We start from the raw sequence: 15,698 nt of genomic DNA, 5'->3' as shown, positions 1-15,698 counted from the left end.
GTCAGTTCTCCTGTTCGGTGGTGTCGGCGTCCTGGGTGGTCACCGACGGGGGATCGAGGGGGCCGTAGACCTCGTCCACGGCGGCGTCGAGGCGGCGCCGGTCTCGGCGCGTGATGGCACCGCCGGGCTGGTAGCGGCGGCGGTCGAACTCGGCGCGCAGTGCCTCCAACTGCTCGGCATTCAGCTGGAAGTCGGTGCGCAGGTACTCCGGCCGATAGACGCTGAAGCCGTGGTTCTCCAACCGGCGCCGCCGCTCGGTGATCTCGGCGAGCAACTGGACGACGGTGAAATCGGCCAAGGTCGTGACACCCGGCGCGGTGGTGACCAGCTCGGGCCGGAATCCGGCGCGCAGGGCTTCGCGGTCCGCGTCGCGTTCGGCGACGATCCGTTGCGCGGTGCGGACGGACGATCCGAACTTCTCGGCGAGTTCGCGGGCCGCGGCCGTGACCGCGGTGGTGAGCAGACCGGCACTCACGCCGACCAGGATGGGGCGAATGTCGTTGCGGTTCATCAGTTCTGTTCCTTCTTCTCGGAGGTAGTGCGGCGGGACTCGTAGCGGGCGCGACGCTGCGCCAAGTGCTCGACGTGGCGGCGGACCCACGCGGCGGCGTCGCCGATCGCGGCGGCGAGCAGGCGCACGGTCTCGGTGGCGCCGGGGCGTCCCGCGCAGTGCCACCACCCGTAAGCGGCGACCGCGAGCACATACAGCGCGAGCGGGCCGGGCAGCGGCAGCACCACCACCGCGACCCCGGCGGCGACGGTGCCGGCGGTAGCGGGTCCCCACATCCGCAGCCAGTCCCCGGTTTTGGTGACGCGTTCCAGGTGCGGGGCGACCGCGCGCCCGAGGTTCCCGCCGTCCGGGACGACCGGCGCGCTCAAGGCGTGGGCGAGGTGTTCGGCGTCGCTGCCTTCCAGATCGACGGCGAGGCTGTGCAGGATGTCGGCCTGGCGGCTGTCGAGCTTCCCGCCGCGATCCAGCGGGGAACCGATGTCCTCGCCGTGTTCCTCGCGGTCGTCGTCGTAGTCGTCGGGGTTGTCGTTGTCGAACGGGTTCGGCATGGCCATGTCGTGAATCTCCTTTCAGGGGTGTCGGTTACGCGGTGCGACGGCGGTTCAGGTCGATCACCGACGCGAGACCTTCGTCGGCGGGTGCGGGGTCGGTGAACTCGCCGATGCCGGGCAGCGGCGAGAGGCTGTCGAGTTCGGCGTCGTTGAGCGGGGACACCCGACCCCACCGAGCGCGGCCTCCCGAGGTCTGGACCACGTCTCCTTTGGCCATGGCGCGCAACCGGTTCGGGGGGATCAGGAACTGGTCGGAGGTCTGCACGTTGCCCTCGTCACCGTCCCGGTTCCCGGCGATCAACTTGCGTGAGAGCTCGAATTTCGGGCGGGTGCCGTAGATCTTGGCGATGGTCTCCGGATCGGTGGACCGACCCAGCAGGCTGCCGCCGGACGCGGCGGCGACCAGCGCGGTGCGGTTGTCGTCGTCGTGCCCCAGGCCCTGCCACGATTGGGCGATCCACCACGACCCGATACCGGCCTTACGCAAGCGTTCGACCCACTTCACCGCGCGGGTCTTGCCGTCCGATACCGCGGAGAACTCGTCCACCACCATCAGCGCGGTCCGGCCGTGCTGCTTGTCGGCCAGCTGCTCGAACATCGTCCCCAGGGCTCCGAACTGGGAACGGGCACGATCTGGGGTCTTCACCCCTTCCAGGACGATGTAGAGGACATCGAAATCGGTGAGCGTCTTGTCCCCGTCGAAGACATCGCCGAGCAGCCGATACAGGTTGGCGAATTCGGCGCGCGCGCTGTTCATGACGGGTTGTTTGCCGTCGATGGTCGAGGCGATCTCCATATCGATCCCGGCCACACCCGCCCACGGGACAGCCCCGGTCTGTCCGCCCCACAACCTGGCGAGGCGTTCGGGATCGAACCGCGACAGGAACTCCAACCACGACCGCGGCGGATTCGCGCCGATCGGCGTCGGATTGCCGTCGATCACCTCGACCCGTTCGGGGGCGTCCACGATCAAATGGATGAGGGTCTCGCGGATCTCGTGGAAGTACTTCTCGGTGTCGGTCGTCGGCGTCGAACCACCACTGACCATGGCCGACAGGATCGAGCGCAGGTCATCCACGGGCGCGTCCCACAGCATCAGCGACACGTCGTCGGGGAACACCCCGATCCGCTCCGGACGCACCCCGAGCGCGGTGAACCAGCGCCGCATCTTCGCCGCGACCTTGCGCGACTCCGGGCCACCGTTGCAGTCGACCACGATCACCAACGGACGACCCGGACGGTCCTTACGCCACCAACGCCGATGACGAGTCCACGTGGTCACCATCCACGACAACAACACCCGCTGCATCAACGTGGTCTTGCCCGAACCCGAACCCGCGACCGTGGACATGTGCTCGGCCACATTGATCCACGGCAGGATCAACCGGGTCTCGGTACGCCCGAACAACGACCGCGCCATCGAGGACGGCGGAGCCTGATCGTGCTCGACCGCAAGGCGCCCGATCACCAGTTCCGGGTTCCAGCCGCCCGTGGTCAACGGCAGACGGCGCCGCGACAACCGCGCTGCAGAACGCTGCTCGCGCTGAGCCTGCATGTACAGGGCACGCTCGGTCGCCGCCGGGGAACCCAACCCGACCGTCAGCAACTGCGTGCGACGACGGGTGTAGAGAATCGCCGCGACCAACCACGCGACCGGAATCAACACCGGCCCCATCCCGAACAACCCACCCACGAAATGACCCGCGAGGAACGACTGCGCGGCGGCGGCGAAGTCCTCGGCCGGGGCGAAGATGTCCCACGCCCACAACGCCGTGGCGCCCGGCATCGCCAGCACCGACGCGAACAACCAGTTCCGCAGGCGCTGCGGCTTCCACCCCAACAGCGCCGCTGGGACGATCATCGCGACCGTGCCGACCGCGACCGTCACCAACACCGCCGCACCCAACAGCGAGACGTCGGCGACGCTGTCCCACGTCCACGACGAGAAGTCCGGCAGCCAACCCAGCGGGTCGTGTTTCACCCCGATCGGGGGCATCGTGGGATCGACGGTGACGGCCGGGTGTTCGACTGCCACGGGAGCGGTCTCGGGCGCCACGGTCGGCGGTGCGGATACCGGGGCAGGGGTCTGCGGGGGCGTCGTCGGCCCGCAGTCGGTCGGGGTGAGAATCGGAGTGCAGGTCATGACCTGTCCCCCTTCCTTGCATCACGGTCGGTGACCTGAATGGATGTGGGATCACAGGCCCCGCCCTCGATCACCCGGAAACCAGGGCGCGCACCGGGCGAGGACGGCGCGAAAGCGGACCTGGCGAGCAGAGCGTCGACGTCGTCCAACGTGACGCGGAACCCGTCGCTGAAATCCACACCAGCGGCTGCGGTACGGATCACGTTCTTCACCCGCTCACCACGGCAGTAGTAGGTCACCCCCACACAGCCCGCGCTGCGAGCGACCTGAACCGCGGACGCCAACGCCGAACGCGCCGCGGCCGGGTCCTTCGGCGACAGCTCGACCTCGACCGCCCACCAATCCCCCGCCTTGGTCCGAAAACGGCCATCGTGGATATGGGACCGAGCCACACCCGCACGCGTCGGCGGCTGCTCACCACGCAACGCCCGCTCGGAAACCCACCGATCCAGGTCCAACCCGACCAGAGCGAGGCGGACCTCCAAGGTGGTGCGCACATGCGCGGCCATCTTCGGCGTCGGCACCCACGCCCGCAGCTGCCGACCCGTCAGCGCCTCACCCGCCGCGCGAGTCGGGAAGATCCAGGCGTAACCGGGAACCGGCTTCACCCGCAACGGCGAAATCATGGTCGCCTCGGTCCAGCCACGCGCTATCCGATAGGCACGATCCTGCGACACCCGCAGCATCGACGCCACGACATCCATAGGCGCGCCATACATTTCGGCCACAATCGACAACACCGTCATATCGCGGACAGACAACCGCTTCAACACAGACGTGTAGCTCATCGGCTGTACTCCTCTCGTTCAGCACCGCGCGCCATCACCTCGGCCAAAGCACCGCCCGACCAGCGATCCGCGACAGCGTCGGACGTCTCGTCCCGCTCAGCCGCACGATCCACGGCCTCGGCAAGCGCAGTGCTCGACCCCGGCCCCACCAGCGGTTCACCCGAGACCAACCAATGACCGACACGACCGCCCGGCGTCCGAACCACCTGCGGCGCAGACACATCGACCTGGATCACCCGATCGGACTGCCCCAACCGGCGCGCCGCTTCCGCCAAATGCGCAAGATCGGTGATCCGCGTGGGCACCGCGGGCACACCCGCCACCGCGCTCGATGCCTGCTCCCGACGTCCCGGCTGACGGCGGCTCATCACCGACCACCCGCCGGAACCTGCGTCGGCGCGTCACAATCGAGCTGATCGGCCTGCGGGATCTGATCGACCCGGCAGATATTGGGCGAGGGAACATAGTCCTGCTGATCGACCCACGCGATCGCACACCCGCCCATCCCGACCAACACCAGGACAGCCAGCACGACCAACTGCGGCACCAACGGCAACACACTCAGCGGCGCGTATACCGCACTGATCCTGGTGAACTCCGGACCCGCCATCGCCGACGAAGTGTGATGCCCCAGACCACGATCCAGACCCGACACCGAGTAGCCGTGCCCGGCAGGCGGCTCCTGCCGCCACAACCCGCTCACAACGACCGCCCCTCGGCCTCGCCGCGATCGGTCGACACGCGCCGGTAAGTGTCAAGCGCGTTGGACAACGCGTTGGACCAGGCGTCGAGCCCGCCCATCGAATCAGCCTCGGATCGATCCGGGCGCGGATACTCACGCACCTTCGCCGCGTACTCCCGCGCCAACCGCAGCCACCTTTCCGGACCGCTCATCGCATCGGCCGCGTCATCGAGCCTGGCGGTCGCCGCGTCGAGGTTGACCCGACCGAACTCCTCGGGCAGAAACTCGTACCGGCCGGGCTTGTCGAACCCACCCGCTTCCGCGAAGGACTCCAACGACCGATACTTCGCCTGCAAGGCAACCATCCGCTGCCGCAACAACTCCTGCTCACGAATGACCGCGTTCAACTCACCCAGCAACTCGACCGGATCATGCAAAGGCTCATTCACGCTCATCGCCGAACCCCCGCCCGACGCGAAACCCGCCACAACGCCACAGCGCCAAGCAGCATCACCGCCACACCGAGCACATCCGGCGCAACCAACATCAGATAACCCACCGCGACCGCAGCCACCGCGAAACCGAACGTCCTGGCGCGCATCACGCCGCCCTCCGATCGGCATTGCTGCCGAGAACAGCCGACAAGCGCGCCCGCGTGATAGAGGAGATCGGCGGTGCCTCAGCGACCACCTTCGCCACGTACTCGGCCAGTCGCTCAGCATTGACCTGCGGGGAATTGGGGGACTTCTTCGCCGTGCTCATGCCGCGTCCTCCGGAATGGATGTGAGGATCGGCTGAACCAGCGCCAGCAATTCGGCGTGGTTGACCCTCAGCAGGTGCCCGTTGATCCGGAACCCGCGCAGCTGGCCGGCGGCGATCCAGTTGCGGATGGTTTTCGCGTCGACATCGACAAGGGACGCCGCCGTTTTGAGGCTGATGAGCCTGCGGGCGTCGGTCCCGCTGGCTTCGCCGTACGACTTGTGCGACAACTTCGGTCACTCCTTCGAAAAGTGGGAAATGCGTTGCAATCGCTTACTTTTCGGGAAATGACGTGGCGCAATGACCACATAGGTAGACGCATTCAGACGTCTCGAGTACAGTAGAGAGGTCCCTACTCGTCCCTTAGGAGATGGCGATGCCGAACGATCGTCTTCGAGAAGCGCTTCTGCGCAACGGCCTCGACTTATCCGACGTAGCGGTGGCTACAGGTGTCGATGAGAAGACTGTCGAGCGCTGGATCACCAAGGGCCGGACACCGTACCCACGCCATCGCCACAAGGTGGCATCCATGGTGCGGGAAACCGAGAATTACCTCTGGCCGGATGCGCTTCCGCCTGAACGACGGGCCGAGGTCGCTCAGTCGGAAGTGATCAATGTGTATCCGCACCGAAGTGCGATACCGCTCGATCTGTGGACGCGTCTGCTCGCTCATGCGACCGAGCAAATCGACGTTCTCGTTCTCGCCGGGCTGTTCCTTGCCGAAGAGCCGTCGTTCGCACGAACGATCAAACAGAAGACCCGTGACGGCCTGAAAGTTCGGATGCTGTTCGGCGATCCCGACGAGGATGAGGCCGTGAAACGAAGCGGCGAGGAACGGCTCGCGTCGGGTACCGTACCCGCGAGAATTCGCAACGCGCTGGCATTGATCGAACCATTGGCCGAAATAGACGGTGTGGAAATTCGCTACCACCGGACGACGCTCTACAACTCGATCTTCCGATTCGATGACGAGATGATCGTCAACATGCATGTCTACGGGCAGCCGGGCGCATACGCGCCCGCGTTCCACCTTCGACTGCTACCTGCTGCGGACCTGTTCGAGACCTACACGACCAGCTTCGAACAGGTCTGGACGGAAAGCTATGAGGCCGATTTCGGGAGGAAGGCGTGAGCAGGACCGACTATTTTCACGACCCGGGCGCACCGAACGCGAACAGCATCAAAGTCGCGGTAAGCGCTCTCGTGCAGGACGACGACGGGCGGATTCTGCTCATTCGGCGTACCGACAACGGCAAGCATTCGATTCCCGGTGGCGGGCTCGAGGCAGGCGAGACCGTGACACAGGCGGTCGTCCGCGAGGTTCACGAGGAGACCGGCGTCGATGTCGCCGTAACCGGGTTGATCGGGGTCTTCTCCGATCCGGATCATGTGATCGCCTACGACGACGGCGAGGTGCGCCAAGAGTTTTCGATCTGCTTCCATGCTCAGCCGGTCGGCGGTTCCCCTCGACCGAGTGATGAATCGACCGAGGTCGAATGGGTGGCGCCGGATCGACTTCACGACCGGGATATTCACCCGTCGATCTGGCTCAGAATTCGCAAGGGCCTCGAGGACGCGCCTCGGCCCTACTTCACCTGAGGGTCTGCGAGGCTATCCGGCCTTCTGTCCGGTCGGCGGCACCGAGCAGATAGGGCGCGGCTTCCGTCACCGACTGCGCCACAATGTGATCGGTTCCGTACCGCTCCTGAACTTCAGCGATACGTTCACGCACACCCGTCAGTCCACCCGTCGGGGTCGTGGTCATATCGGCCCACCACAGCGCATCTCGCAACGCGGACTCCTCATCAGGCCATTCGATCGACACTCCACGCCGCCGCGCCTCGACGCAAGCGCACGAGTGATTCGCGACCAGGCCGCACAGCCGCTCACCGAGGCCGCGCTCCTGCAGGAACTCGGCGCCGTCGACAGGATGGAATCCGATCCGCTCGATGTCCGGCGCGTAGCCGAGATCGTGCAGCCACGCGGCCGTCACCAACAAGGCCGGATCATCCACGACCGCCGCCGCACGAGCAGCCTGACGTGCCACCCCCTCAACGTGCGCTAGCCGACGCGGCAACGGTGCCAGATACGTACGGGCCAGGTGTTCGGCCCATTCGACTGTCTCCACTCCGGTCATACTCCGACCGTAGCGAGCGTCGGACGACCGCGGAACTGAGCCGAGAGATTCAGGCAAGTCGGATCACCACCCGCGGCTGCGCCACTCGTCCAGGTGCGGCCGCTCAGCGCCTAGTGTGGTGTCATCGCCGTGTCCCGGATAGACGATCGTGTCGTCTCCGTACCGATCGAAGAGCTTGCTGGTCACATCGGCGAACAGGGTGTTGAAGTCCTCCGGATTTGTTGTCCGCCCAAGACCCCCTGGAAACAGGGAGTCGCCGGTGAAGAGGTGGGTGCGGCCGGATTCGTCGGTGAGGGCGAGGGCTACCGAGCCGGGGGTGTGGCCGGTGAGGTGGATGATGTGGAAGGTGAGGGTACCGATTTCGAGGGTGTCGCCGTCGGTGATGAGGCGGTCGGGGACGACGGGGAGGGGAGGTGCGTCGAGTTCGTGGGCGGCGGTGGGGGCGCCGGTTTCGGCGTGGGTTTCCTTCAGGGCGAACCAGTGGTCGGCGTGCTGGTGGGTGGTGACGATGAGGCGGATCTTGCCGGGGGTTTCCTGGGCGATGAGGTCCGCGATGCGGTCGGCTTCGTTGGCGGCGTCGATGAGCAGGGCAGCGCCGGTGGCGGCGTCCTGGATGACGTAGCAGTTGTTGTCCATGCGGCCCACCGACAGCTTGAGGATGCGGGCGCCGGGGATGTCGCGCTGCTGCGGATTCGATCCGGGGGACACGTGGCCGGTGTAGGGGCGGTCGATCGTGATCACGCTTCGATGCTATCCACTGTCTCGGGGCGATCCGGGGATACATTCTTCGCATGCCGCTGAGGTCGAAACGTCCGCTCCGCCGTCAGGTCGGAACGGTCCTGGTCGCACTGTTGTTTCTGGTCGGATTGTCCGGGCGCGTCGCGGTCGCGGAACCGCCGACACGGTTGGACACCTACGTGGTGGACCAGGCGAAGGCACTCGAGGGCGATCAGCCGGATCGGGTGCGATCGGCGGTGGATCAGCTCTTCGCCGATCAGCAGACCCGATTGTGGATCGTCTACGTGCACGATTTCGGGGGCCTCGACCCGGAGCAGTGGGCGGCGCGGACGGCCGATCAGTCCCGGTTCGGTTCGCGTGACCTGCTGCTCGCGGTGGCGACGCAGTCGACGGAGTACGCATTCTACGGCGGGTTGCCCGAGGGTGTCAGCGACAGTGAACTCGACGATCTGCTGTACAAGCGGGTGGAACCGGCGCTGCGCGAGGCGCGCTGGGCAGACGCCGGGATCGCGACCGCCGACGGACTGAACACGGCCATGCACGACAGCGGTTTCGGGATGGGGACGCTGTTCGTGCTGGCCGCGCTGGTGCTGCTCGCCATCGGCGGGCTCGTGTTGTTCTCGCGGAAACGCTCCCGTGAGCGTTCGCGCGCCGAACTGGCCGCGGCGCGCGCACTCGATCCCGACAACAGCACCGCGTTGGCCGCGCTGCCGTTGCCCGCGTTGCAGGCGCGGTCACGGGAAGTGCTGGTGGAGATGGACAATGCGATCAGGACCAGCGCGGAGGAGTTGGAGCTGGCGACCGGTGAATTCGGCGCGGTCGCGACGACACCGTTCACGACGGCGCTGGAGAACGCGAAAACCGCTGCCGCCGAGGCTTTCCGGATTCGGCAGCGGCTCGACGACGAGATTCCGGAGACGCCGGAGGAACAGCGGGCGCTGCTGGTCGAGTTGATCGGAGTGGTCGGGCGCGCGGATCGCGAACTCGACGCCCGCGTAGCGGAATTCGATCAGATGCGGGATCTGCTGATCGACGCGCCGAACCGGCTCGACGCGCTCACCAGGGATCTGATCGATCTGACCGGGCGGATGCCCGCGTCGGAGGCGGAGCTGGCGCGGTTGGGGGCGGCGCATCCGGCGGGTGTGCTCGCTTCGATCCGCGACAATGTCGCGATGGCGGGCGAGCGTGTGGCGTTCGCGGAACAGAATGTGGACGCGGGACGGCAGGCCATGGCGCTGCCGGTGGGTCAGCAGGGCGGCGCGGTGGCGGCCATCAGGGCGGCCGAGGCCGCGGTCGGGCAGGCGCGGGCGCTGCTGGACGGGGTGGACAACGCGGCGACCAATATCCAGCAGGCGCGCGACGGGTTGCCCGCGGTGCTGGACGAACTGCGCAAGGACATCGCCGCGGCCGACGAGCTGGCGCAGTTCGGCGGCGCGGAACTCGGTGCGGCGCGCGCGGCGGCGCAGCAGGCGTTGGCGGCGGCGACCGCGGCGGCGCAGGCCGATCCGCTGGACGCCTACCACGACGCCGTCACCGCCGACGGCGACCTCGATCGCGCCATCGCCGCAGCCACCGACCGCAAACTGGCCGCCGAGGATCTGCGCCGCCGGCTCGACCAGGCGCTCACCGACGCCGACGCGCGGATCGGCGCGGCAGGCGATTTCGTCAGCACTCGACGCGGCGGGGTCGGTGCGGACGCGCGCACCCGGCTCTCGGAGGCGCGACGCAACCTGGACGAGGCCAGACGGGCGGGCGTCGAGCCGGAACAGGCGTTGACGTACGCGCGGGCCGCGGCGGATCTGGCGGGGCGCGCGCTGCAGGAGGCGCAGGCCGAGGTGCGGGCGTTCGAGGCGAGCCGACCGCCCTCGGGTGGCGCGCAGGCCGGTGCCGTGCTCGGCGGCATCCTCATCGACGGATTGCTGCGTGGCGCGAGTTCGGGAGGCGGATCAGGCGGTTACCGGGCGGGCAGCTACGGGGGTTCACACGGTTCGAGGCGAGTCAGCCGCGGCGGACGATTCTGAGAAGTGCGGTTCCGAGGCGCGACCCGACCGCCGAACACCGGTCGCACGACCGGGTACGGCTTTCGGGCGCGCAACCGACAGCGGCATACCCGACGCGACCGCAGGCACGACCGGGTACAGCTTTCCGGCACGCAACCGATCGCAGAACCCCCCGTCCGACCGCGAGACCCGGCGGCAAGTGGGATCGTGAGCGTCGCGCTGGTGGATCTGCCCGCACTGCCGCGCGCGGCCACCGTCGTGTACCGCGCCCATCCTGGAGCCGTGGCAGGCGTTGGGGCTGGGCAGATGACGACCGCTACCGGTCGGGGGGCCCGCGCGGGAAATCACCCCGAATACACCGAGGATCCGGCTGGGTGACCGAGCTCCAGGAACCGATCGCGTAGCGGTCACACGGAGACGGTGACCGCGTGGAATCCCGACGGCCCGGACGGGTACGGGGGTTTGCGGTCACCGCTCTGCACGCGGCCGGAGTTCGCGACGGCGCGGGCGCGCACGGTGTGCTTGCCGGGCGGCAGGTCGAGGGTCGTGCGCCAGCGTCGCCACGCGGTCGGGGCGAGTTCGGCGGCGAGTTCCGTGGGCCGCCACTCCCCTTGTCCCACCGACACTTCCACGGCGGCGACCCCTTCCGGCGGCGCCCAGGCGACACCGGTGACGACGGTGCCCGCCTGTCCCGCGACGGCGGCGTCGATGCGGGCGTGCGGTTGCACTCGGATCGGCTCCGGGGTCCATCCGCGCCGCCACCAGTAGTCGGTGTGGCTGTCGTCGGTCAGTTGCAGTTCGCTGAGCCATTTCACGCCGGTGTACTGCCCGTAGAGGCCGGGCACGAAGACGCGGGCCGGGAAGCCGTGCGCGGGATCGAGCGGTCTGCCGTTCATGCCGACGACGAGATAGCCCTCCAGTTCGCCCGAACGCAGCGGCGGCACGGGCAGCGAGATGGTGTAGCCGTCGACGGCGCGGGTGACCAGTCGGGTCGCGCCGGATTCGGGCATGGCGTGGCGCAGCAGATCGGCGAGTGGGACGCCGGTCCAGCGGGCGTTGCCGACGCGCCGCTGCCCGGCCCGGTTGTGCACGCAGACCATGACGGCGTCGAATTCGACTGCGTCGACGATCAATTCGGTGAGGGTCAGACGCAGCGGGTGCGCGACCATGCCGGTGATCGAGAGCCGCCAACGGTCCGGATCGACGCGCGGGGGACGCGGATTCACGTCGGCGACGTAGAACCGGTGTCCGGCGGTGACCAGCGGTGACAGGCCCGGTTCGCCTTCGAATCCGTCCTCGGGTGCGAGGCCGAGTGCCCCGACCGGGCCGACGCGGCGGATCGTCTCCTCGTATCGGCGCTCGTGGTCGCGCCGGGCCGAACGCGCCGCGACCAGCAGGCCGAGCCCCGCCGACGCCCACGTCGCCATGCCGAGACCGCGGGTCGGGCACAGCCGCGATCCGGCGGCGAGCACACCGGCCGCAGCCACCGCGCCCGCGGCCGCCCACCCCGACCGATACGCGGGACGCGACGCGAGCGCGGCGCCCGCGACGCCGAGCACCACGACGGCGGGATCGCGCAGCCGCGACGGTGCGGCGACCGCCGCCGCGGCCAGCGCCACCACACCCGCACCCGCCGTGAAACGGCTCACTCGCTTCTCGTGGCGACCGGTGAGCGCGACGGTGGCCTCGACGACCGGGATGGGCGCGGTATCGGCCATCAACCTGGCGACGGCATCGACCAGGGAGACACCGCCGAGCGCCGCCACCGCCTCGGCCGCGCCGAGCGCCGCCGCCCCCACCGCGACGCTGCCGCCGCCGTTCGTCAGCACCGAATCATCCCACCTTCGTCTCGAGCGCCGTGCGTCGTGCACGACGTTATCGGCAAGACGCGTCCTGGACACCGTCGAACCGGGCATCGGCGATCGAATTCGTCAATCCCCCTGCGCCGTAGAGTGATCGCGCGGTGTCTCGGCGGCGAGCGCGTCCAGTTGTTTCGCGACCGCTTCGGGGAGTCGTTCGGCCGCGTCGCCGCCGCCGAGAACGCCGACAGCCAGACGGTCGGCGAAAGTGTAGAGCAGGAAGGTGACAGCGGCGGAAGGGCCCGTGGACGGGCGCGGGTGGGCGGAGACGTACACGATCTCGTAGTCGGTGAAACGCAGCCCGGGGGCGGTGAAGGTCGGGACGCGGCCGGTGTTGGTCACCGCGATGTGCCCGGCCAGTGAATAGCGGCGGTCAGGGCCGTAGTAGTCGGGGAAATGCAGCACCGACTGCGCGACCAGGCCCGAGGCGATGTCGCGGCGCAGGTGTTCGGAGATCATGGCGCCGAGGTCGAACAAGTCGGTCTCGGTGTCGATATGCGCCGAGAAGCTCGCCAGGCCCGCCATATTGGTGCCCGCGGTGGGCGCGACGGGTGGGTGTAGGCGCGTGCGCAGGTCGACCGGGTAGACGCAGCCGAGCGACCTCGGCTCGCCGGTCTCGCCTGCGTAGGCGCGCAGCAGGGCGGCGGTGACCAGCCCGTTCACGCCGATGCCTGTGCGTTTGCCGTGGGCGACGAGTCGGGCGGTCGTCTCGGTGTCCACCGTCGTCCGCAGCGGACGGTGCAGTGCGGCGGGGGCGGGCTCCCGCGGGTCCGGCGGCACGATTCGTTCCGCGGGCTCGAGCGGGCGGTGCACCTGCTCCAGGCCCGACAGCGGTCCGCGCACTATGTTCGCCTCGGCGACATACGCCTCGAGAGGTCGCGGATAGTATTGCGGCGCAACGCTTATCCAGCCGGATGCGAGGTATTCGGTGTAGTACGACCAGAGTCGAGACAACAGCTCGACGCACTGCCCCGCGTCGGCGACGGAATGATGTACGAAGATCGTCACCCGCGCCGAGCCCGCGTCGGCGCGGGTGACGTCCAGGTACGCCAAGCGCTGTCTCGGATCGATCGGTTCGCTCGGCAGCCGAATCTCCTCCGGATCACCCGACGCGACCGAGATCGGCAGCTCGGCGCCCGATGGCCGCAGCAGATGCCCGCGCCCCTCGGCGTCCTCGCCGATCCGGCACGCGAGCACCGGGAAGGTGCGCACCAATGCCACGAAAGCCGCGTCCAGCGCCGCTGTATCGAGTTCGCCCTCCACTCGCACCGAACGACCCGTATAGGTCGCGTGCCGTACGAAACGCTGTTCGGACGGCGTCAGAATCCGCGCCTCGTCACCGGAAACCCACCACACACCGCACAGCGTGCTCCCCCAGCGGATTCCGCGCAATTCGGACCGCGCGCCGTCATAGGACAGACTGCTCACCATGAGTCTCGCGGCACATCTGGAACAGCTCGGACGCCCGCTGGTCGAACGCCAACTGACCCACCCCACCGTGGCGGGCATCGCCTCCGGCACCCTGGCCGAACCGGTGTTCCGGTCCTGGCTCGAACAGGACTACCTGTTCCTGCTCGACTACGTCCGCGTGTTCAGCCGCCTCGCCTGGCAGGCGCCCGCCGCCCACCTCGGCGATCTCGTCGACCTCGCGCACGCCACCTTCCACGATGAACTCGCTCTGCACCGCGGTCTCGCCGCCGAATTCGACGCCGACCTCGACAATGCCGTCAAGGGCGCACCGTGCGCCGACTACACCGCGTTCCTCCTGGATTCGGCCGCCGACTACGCCGACGGCCTCGCCGCCCTCTACCCAATGCATGTGGGGCTACTCGACCCTCGGCGCCATCCTCGCCGATAACCCGCCCGCCGACCCCCGCTACCGCCGCTGGGTCGACACCTACGCCGACCCGGGATTCGCCGAACTCACCCGCCGTTGCGCGCAAATGCTCGACGAATCCTGCGCGAACCCCGCCCGCGCCGAACACCTCTTCCTCGAAGGCATGCGCCACGAACACGAATTTTGGACCGTACCCCTCCGATAACCGGTGCGGGTTGCACCGGGTCGGGGTCAGGCGCCGATGAGGTGTTGGGCCAGATAGCTTTCGACCTTGTCGAGGGCTATGCGTTCCTGGGTCATGGTGTCGCGTTCGCGGATGGTCACGGCCTGGTCTTCGAGGGTGTCGAAGTCGACGGTGATGCAGAACGGGGTGCCGATCTCGTCCTGGCGGCGGTAGCGGCGGCCGATATTGCCCGCGTCGTCGAATTCGACGTTCCAGTTCTTGCGCAGGGTGGCGGCGAGGTCCTTGGCCTTGGGGGTGAGGTCGACGTTGCGGGACAGCGGGAGGACCGCGGCCTTCACGGGGGCCAGCCTGCGGTCCAGGCGAAGGACCGTGCGGATGTCGACGCCGCCCTTGGTGTTCGGGGCCTCGTCCTCGGCGTAGGCATCGACCAGGAAGGCCATCAGGGAGCGGGTGAGACCGGCGGCCGGTTCGATGACGTAGGGGACGTAGCGCTCGTTGGTGGTCTGGTCGAAGTAGCTCAGTTCGGTGCCGGAGTGCTGCGCGTGGGTGCTGAGGTCGTAGTCGGTGCGGTTGGCGATGCCTTCGAGCTCACCCCATTCCGAACCCTGGAAGCGGAAGCGGTACTCGATGTCGGTGGTGCCCGCCGAGTAGTGCGAGAGCTTCTCTTTCGGGTGCTCGTAGAGGCGCAGGTTGTCCGGATCGATGCCGAGGTCGGTGTACCAGGAGAAGCGGGTCTCGATCCAGTACTTGTGCCATTCGACGTCCTCGCCCGGCTTGACGAAGTACTCCATCTCCATCTGCTCGAACTCGCGGGTGCGGAAGATGAAGTTGCCGGGCGTGATTTCGTTGCGGAAGCTCTTGCCGATCTGCGCGATGCCGAACGGCGGCTTCTTGCGCGCGGTGGTCATCACGTTCGCGAAGTTCACGAAGATGCCCTGCGCCGTCTCGGGCCGCAGGTAGTGCAGGCCCTCTTCGTCGTCGACCGGGCCGAGGAAGGTCTTCAGCAGGCCGGAGAAGTTCTTGGGTTCGGTCCACTTGCCCGGCTGGCCGGTTTCGGGGTCGTTGATGTCGGCCAGGCCGTTGGCGGGCGGGTGGCCGTGCTTCTCCTCGTACGCCTCGAGCAGGTGGTCGGCGCGATAGCGCTTGTGCGTGTGCAACGATTCGACCAGCGGGTCGGTGAAGGTCGCCACATGGCCGGAGGCTTCCCACACGGTGCGCGGCAGGATCACCGAGGAGTCGAGACCGACCACGTCCTCGCGAGCGGTGACCATGGTCCGCCACCACTGCTTCTTGATGTTCTCCTTGAGTTCGACACCGAGCGGACCGTAGTCCCAGGCCGACTTGGTGCCGCCGTAGATCTCACCACACGGGTACACCAGACCCCGGCGCTTGGCGAGGTTGGCAACGGTGTCCACCTTCGACTTGGGTGCCACGCGAGAATTCTCCATCCACTGCGAGTTGATTGGATTAGACGATTGTCGAGTCGAATCGAATCGACAACCTCCAGAC

20 protein-coding genes are annotated in these 15,698 nt (G+C 67.9%); 6 read left to right on the top strand and 14 right to left on the bottom strand.

Annotated elements, in window-relative coordinates; genetic code table 11:
• Window position 1: 1 nt before the first annotated feature.
• The 9 genes from IT779_RS13395 to IT779_RS13355 all read right to left on the bottom strand — a co-directional run bounded on the left by IT779_RS13395 (window position 2) and on the right by IT779_RS13355 (window position 5,664).
• Window positions 2-511: a hypothetical protein gene (locus IT779_RS13395; RefSeq protein WP_196149580.1), complete on the bottom strand. Its 510-nt coding sequence runs from the start codon at window positions 509-511 to the stop codon at window positions 2-4.
• Window positions 511-1,065, bottom strand: a complete 555-nt coding sequence (locus IT779_RS13390; protein WP_196149579.1) for a hypothetical protein — start codon at window positions 1,063-1,065, stop codon at window positions 511-513. Before IT779_RS13390 ends, IT779_RS13395 begins: the two co-directional genes overlap by 1 nt.
• Window positions 1,066-1,093: 28 nt before the next feature.
• The gene (locus tag IT779_RS13385; protein WP_196149578.1) at window positions 1,094-3,205 is read right to left on the bottom strand and encodes a type IV secretory system conjugative DNA transfer family protein; all 2,112 of its coding nucleotides are present in this window, start codon (window positions 3,203-3,205) and stop codon (window positions 1,094-1,096) included.
• Complete coding sequence (locus IT779_RS13380) at window positions 3,202-3,993, bottom strand: hypothetical protein (RefSeq protein WP_196149577.1); 792 nt, start codon at window positions 3,991-3,993, stop codon at window positions 3,202-3,204. Before IT779_RS13380 ends, IT779_RS13385 begins: the two co-directional genes overlap by 4 nt.
• Window positions 3,990-4,307: a hypothetical protein gene (locus IT779_RS13375; protein ID WP_196149576.1), complete on the bottom strand. Its 318-nt coding sequence runs from the start codon at window positions 4,305-4,307 to the stop codon at window positions 3,990-3,992. The genes IT779_RS13380 and IT779_RS13375 overlap by 4 nt, the downstream gene beginning before the upstream one ends.
• 53 nt (window positions 4,308-4,360) lie before the next feature.
• A complete protein-coding gene (locus tag IT779_RS13370) occupies window positions 4,361-4,696 on the bottom strand; it encodes a hypothetical protein (RefSeq protein WP_196149575.1) in 336 nt (111 codons plus the stop codon).
• On the bottom strand, window positions 4,693-5,130 hold the full coding sequence (locus IT779_RS13365; protein ID WP_196149574.1) for a hypothetical protein: 438 nt from the start codon (window positions 5,128-5,130) through the stop codon (window positions 4,693-4,695). Before IT779_RS13365 ends, IT779_RS13370 begins: the two co-directional genes overlap by 4 nt.
• Window positions 5,131-5,275: 145 nt before the next feature.
• Window positions 5,276-5,437 (bottom strand): hypothetical protein, encoded by a 162-nt coding sequence (locus tag IT779_RS13360; RefSeq protein ID WP_196149573.1) that lies wholly within the window; start codon window positions 5,435-5,437, stop codon window positions 5,276-5,278.
• Complete coding sequence (locus IT779_RS13355) at window positions 5,434-5,664, bottom strand: helix-turn-helix domain-containing protein (RefSeq protein ID WP_196149572.1); 231 nt, start codon at window positions 5,662-5,664, stop codon at window positions 5,434-5,436. Before IT779_RS13355 ends, IT779_RS13360 begins: the two co-directional genes overlap by 4 nt.
• 146 nt (window positions 5,665-5,810) lie before the next feature.
• Between IT779_RS13355 and IT779_RS13350 the strand changes: the two genes are divergently transcribed.
• Together IT779_RS13350 and IT779_RS13345 are read left to right on the top strand one after the other, a co-directional pair.
• Window positions 5,811-6,566 (top strand): helix-turn-helix domain-containing protein, encoded by a 756-nt coding sequence (locus IT779_RS13350; protein WP_196149571.1) that lies wholly within the window; start codon window positions 5,811-5,813, stop codon window positions 6,564-6,566.
• Window positions 6,563-7,033, top strand: coding sequence for an NUDIX hydrolase (locus IT779_RS13345; protein WP_196149570.1), 471 nt, complete (start codon window positions 6,563-6,565; stop codon window positions 7,031-7,033). The genes IT779_RS13350 and IT779_RS13345 overlap by 4 nt, the downstream gene beginning before the upstream one ends.
• Here the strand turns inward: IT779_RS13345 and IT779_RS13340 are convergent.
• The gene (locus tag IT779_RS13340) at window positions 7,026-7,571 is read right to left on the bottom strand and encodes an HD domain-containing protein (protein ID WP_196149569.1); all 546 of its coding nucleotides are present in this window, start codon (window positions 7,569-7,571) and stop codon (window positions 7,026-7,028) included. The genes IT779_RS13345 and IT779_RS13340 overlap by 8 nt on opposite strands.
• Before the next feature lie 63 nt (window positions 7,572-7,634).
• Window positions 7,635-8,312, bottom strand: coding sequence for an MBL fold metallo-hydrolase (locus tag IT779_RS13335; protein WP_196149568.1), 678 nt, complete (start codon window positions 8,310-8,312; stop codon window positions 7,635-7,637).
• 50 nt (window positions 8,313-8,362) lie between these two features.
• On the opposite strand from IT779_RS13335, the gene IT779_RS13330 reads away from it, so the two are divergent.
• Both IT779_RS13330 and IT779_RS13325 read left to right on the top strand, forming a co-directional pair.
• The gene (locus IT779_RS13330; protein WP_196149567.1) at window positions 8,363-10,330 is read left to right on the top strand and encodes a TPM domain-containing protein; all 1,968 of its coding nucleotides are present in this window, start codon (window positions 8,363-8,365) and stop codon (window positions 10,328-10,330) included.
• Window positions 10,331-10,516: 186 nt separating this feature from the next.
• Window positions 10,517-10,687: a hypothetical protein gene (locus IT779_RS13325; RefSeq protein WP_196149566.1), complete on the top strand. Its 171-nt coding sequence runs from the start codon at window positions 10,517-10,519 to the stop codon at window positions 10,685-10,687.
• Between the two features lie 29 nt (window positions 10,688-10,716).
• Here IT779_RS13325 and IT779_RS13320 read toward each other — a convergent pair whose 3' ends face one another.
• Both IT779_RS13320 and IT779_RS13315 read right to left on the bottom strand, forming a co-directional pair.
• Window positions 10,717-12,138, bottom strand: a complete 1,422-nt coding sequence (locus IT779_RS13320) for a molybdopterin-dependent oxidoreductase (RefSeq protein WP_196149565.1) — start codon at window positions 12,136-12,138, stop codon at window positions 10,717-10,719.
• 102 nt (window positions 12,139-12,240) lie between these two features.
• Window positions 12,241-13,599, bottom strand: coding sequence for a phthiocerol/phthiodiolone dimycocerosyl transferase family protein (locus IT779_RS13315; protein ID WP_196149564.1), 1,359 nt, complete (start codon window positions 13,597-13,599; stop codon window positions 12,241-12,243).
• On the opposite strand from IT779_RS13315, the gene IT779_RS13310 reads away from it, so the two are divergent.
• Window positions 13,598-14,026 (top strand): TenA family protein, encoded by a 429-nt coding sequence (locus IT779_RS13310; RefSeq protein ID WP_232541679.1) that lies wholly within the window; start codon window positions 13,598-13,600, stop codon window positions 14,024-14,026. The genes IT779_RS13315 and IT779_RS13310 overlap by 2 nt on opposite strands.
• Window positions 13,986-14,210 carry a hypothetical protein gene (locus IT779_RS37740; protein ID WP_232541678.1) on the top strand — a complete coding sequence of 75 codons (225 nt, stop codon included), beginning with the start codon at window positions 13,986-13,988 and terminating at the stop codon, window positions 14,208-14,210. The genes IT779_RS13310 and IT779_RS37740 overlap by 41 nt, the downstream gene beginning before the upstream one ends.
• A 26-nt stretch (window positions 14,211-14,236) precedes the next feature.
• On the opposite strand, the gene IT779_RS13305 is transcribed toward IT779_RS37740, so the two are convergent.
• Complete coding sequence (locus IT779_RS13305; protein WP_196149563.1) at window positions 14,237-15,637, bottom strand: glycine--tRNA ligase; 1,401 nt, start codon at window positions 15,635-15,637, stop codon at window positions 14,237-14,239.
• Between the last annotated feature and the right edge of the window lie 61 nt (window positions 15,638-15,698).

The organism is Nocardia bovistercoris (genome assembly GCF_015674855.1).
Taxonomy (GTDB): domain Bacteria; phylum Actinomycetota; class Actinomycetes; order Mycobacteriales; family Mycobacteriaceae; genus Nocardia; species Nocardia bovistercoris.
Note: the sequence above shows the minus strand (reverse complement) of the source record. Positions and strands in the feature narration are given on the sequence as shown.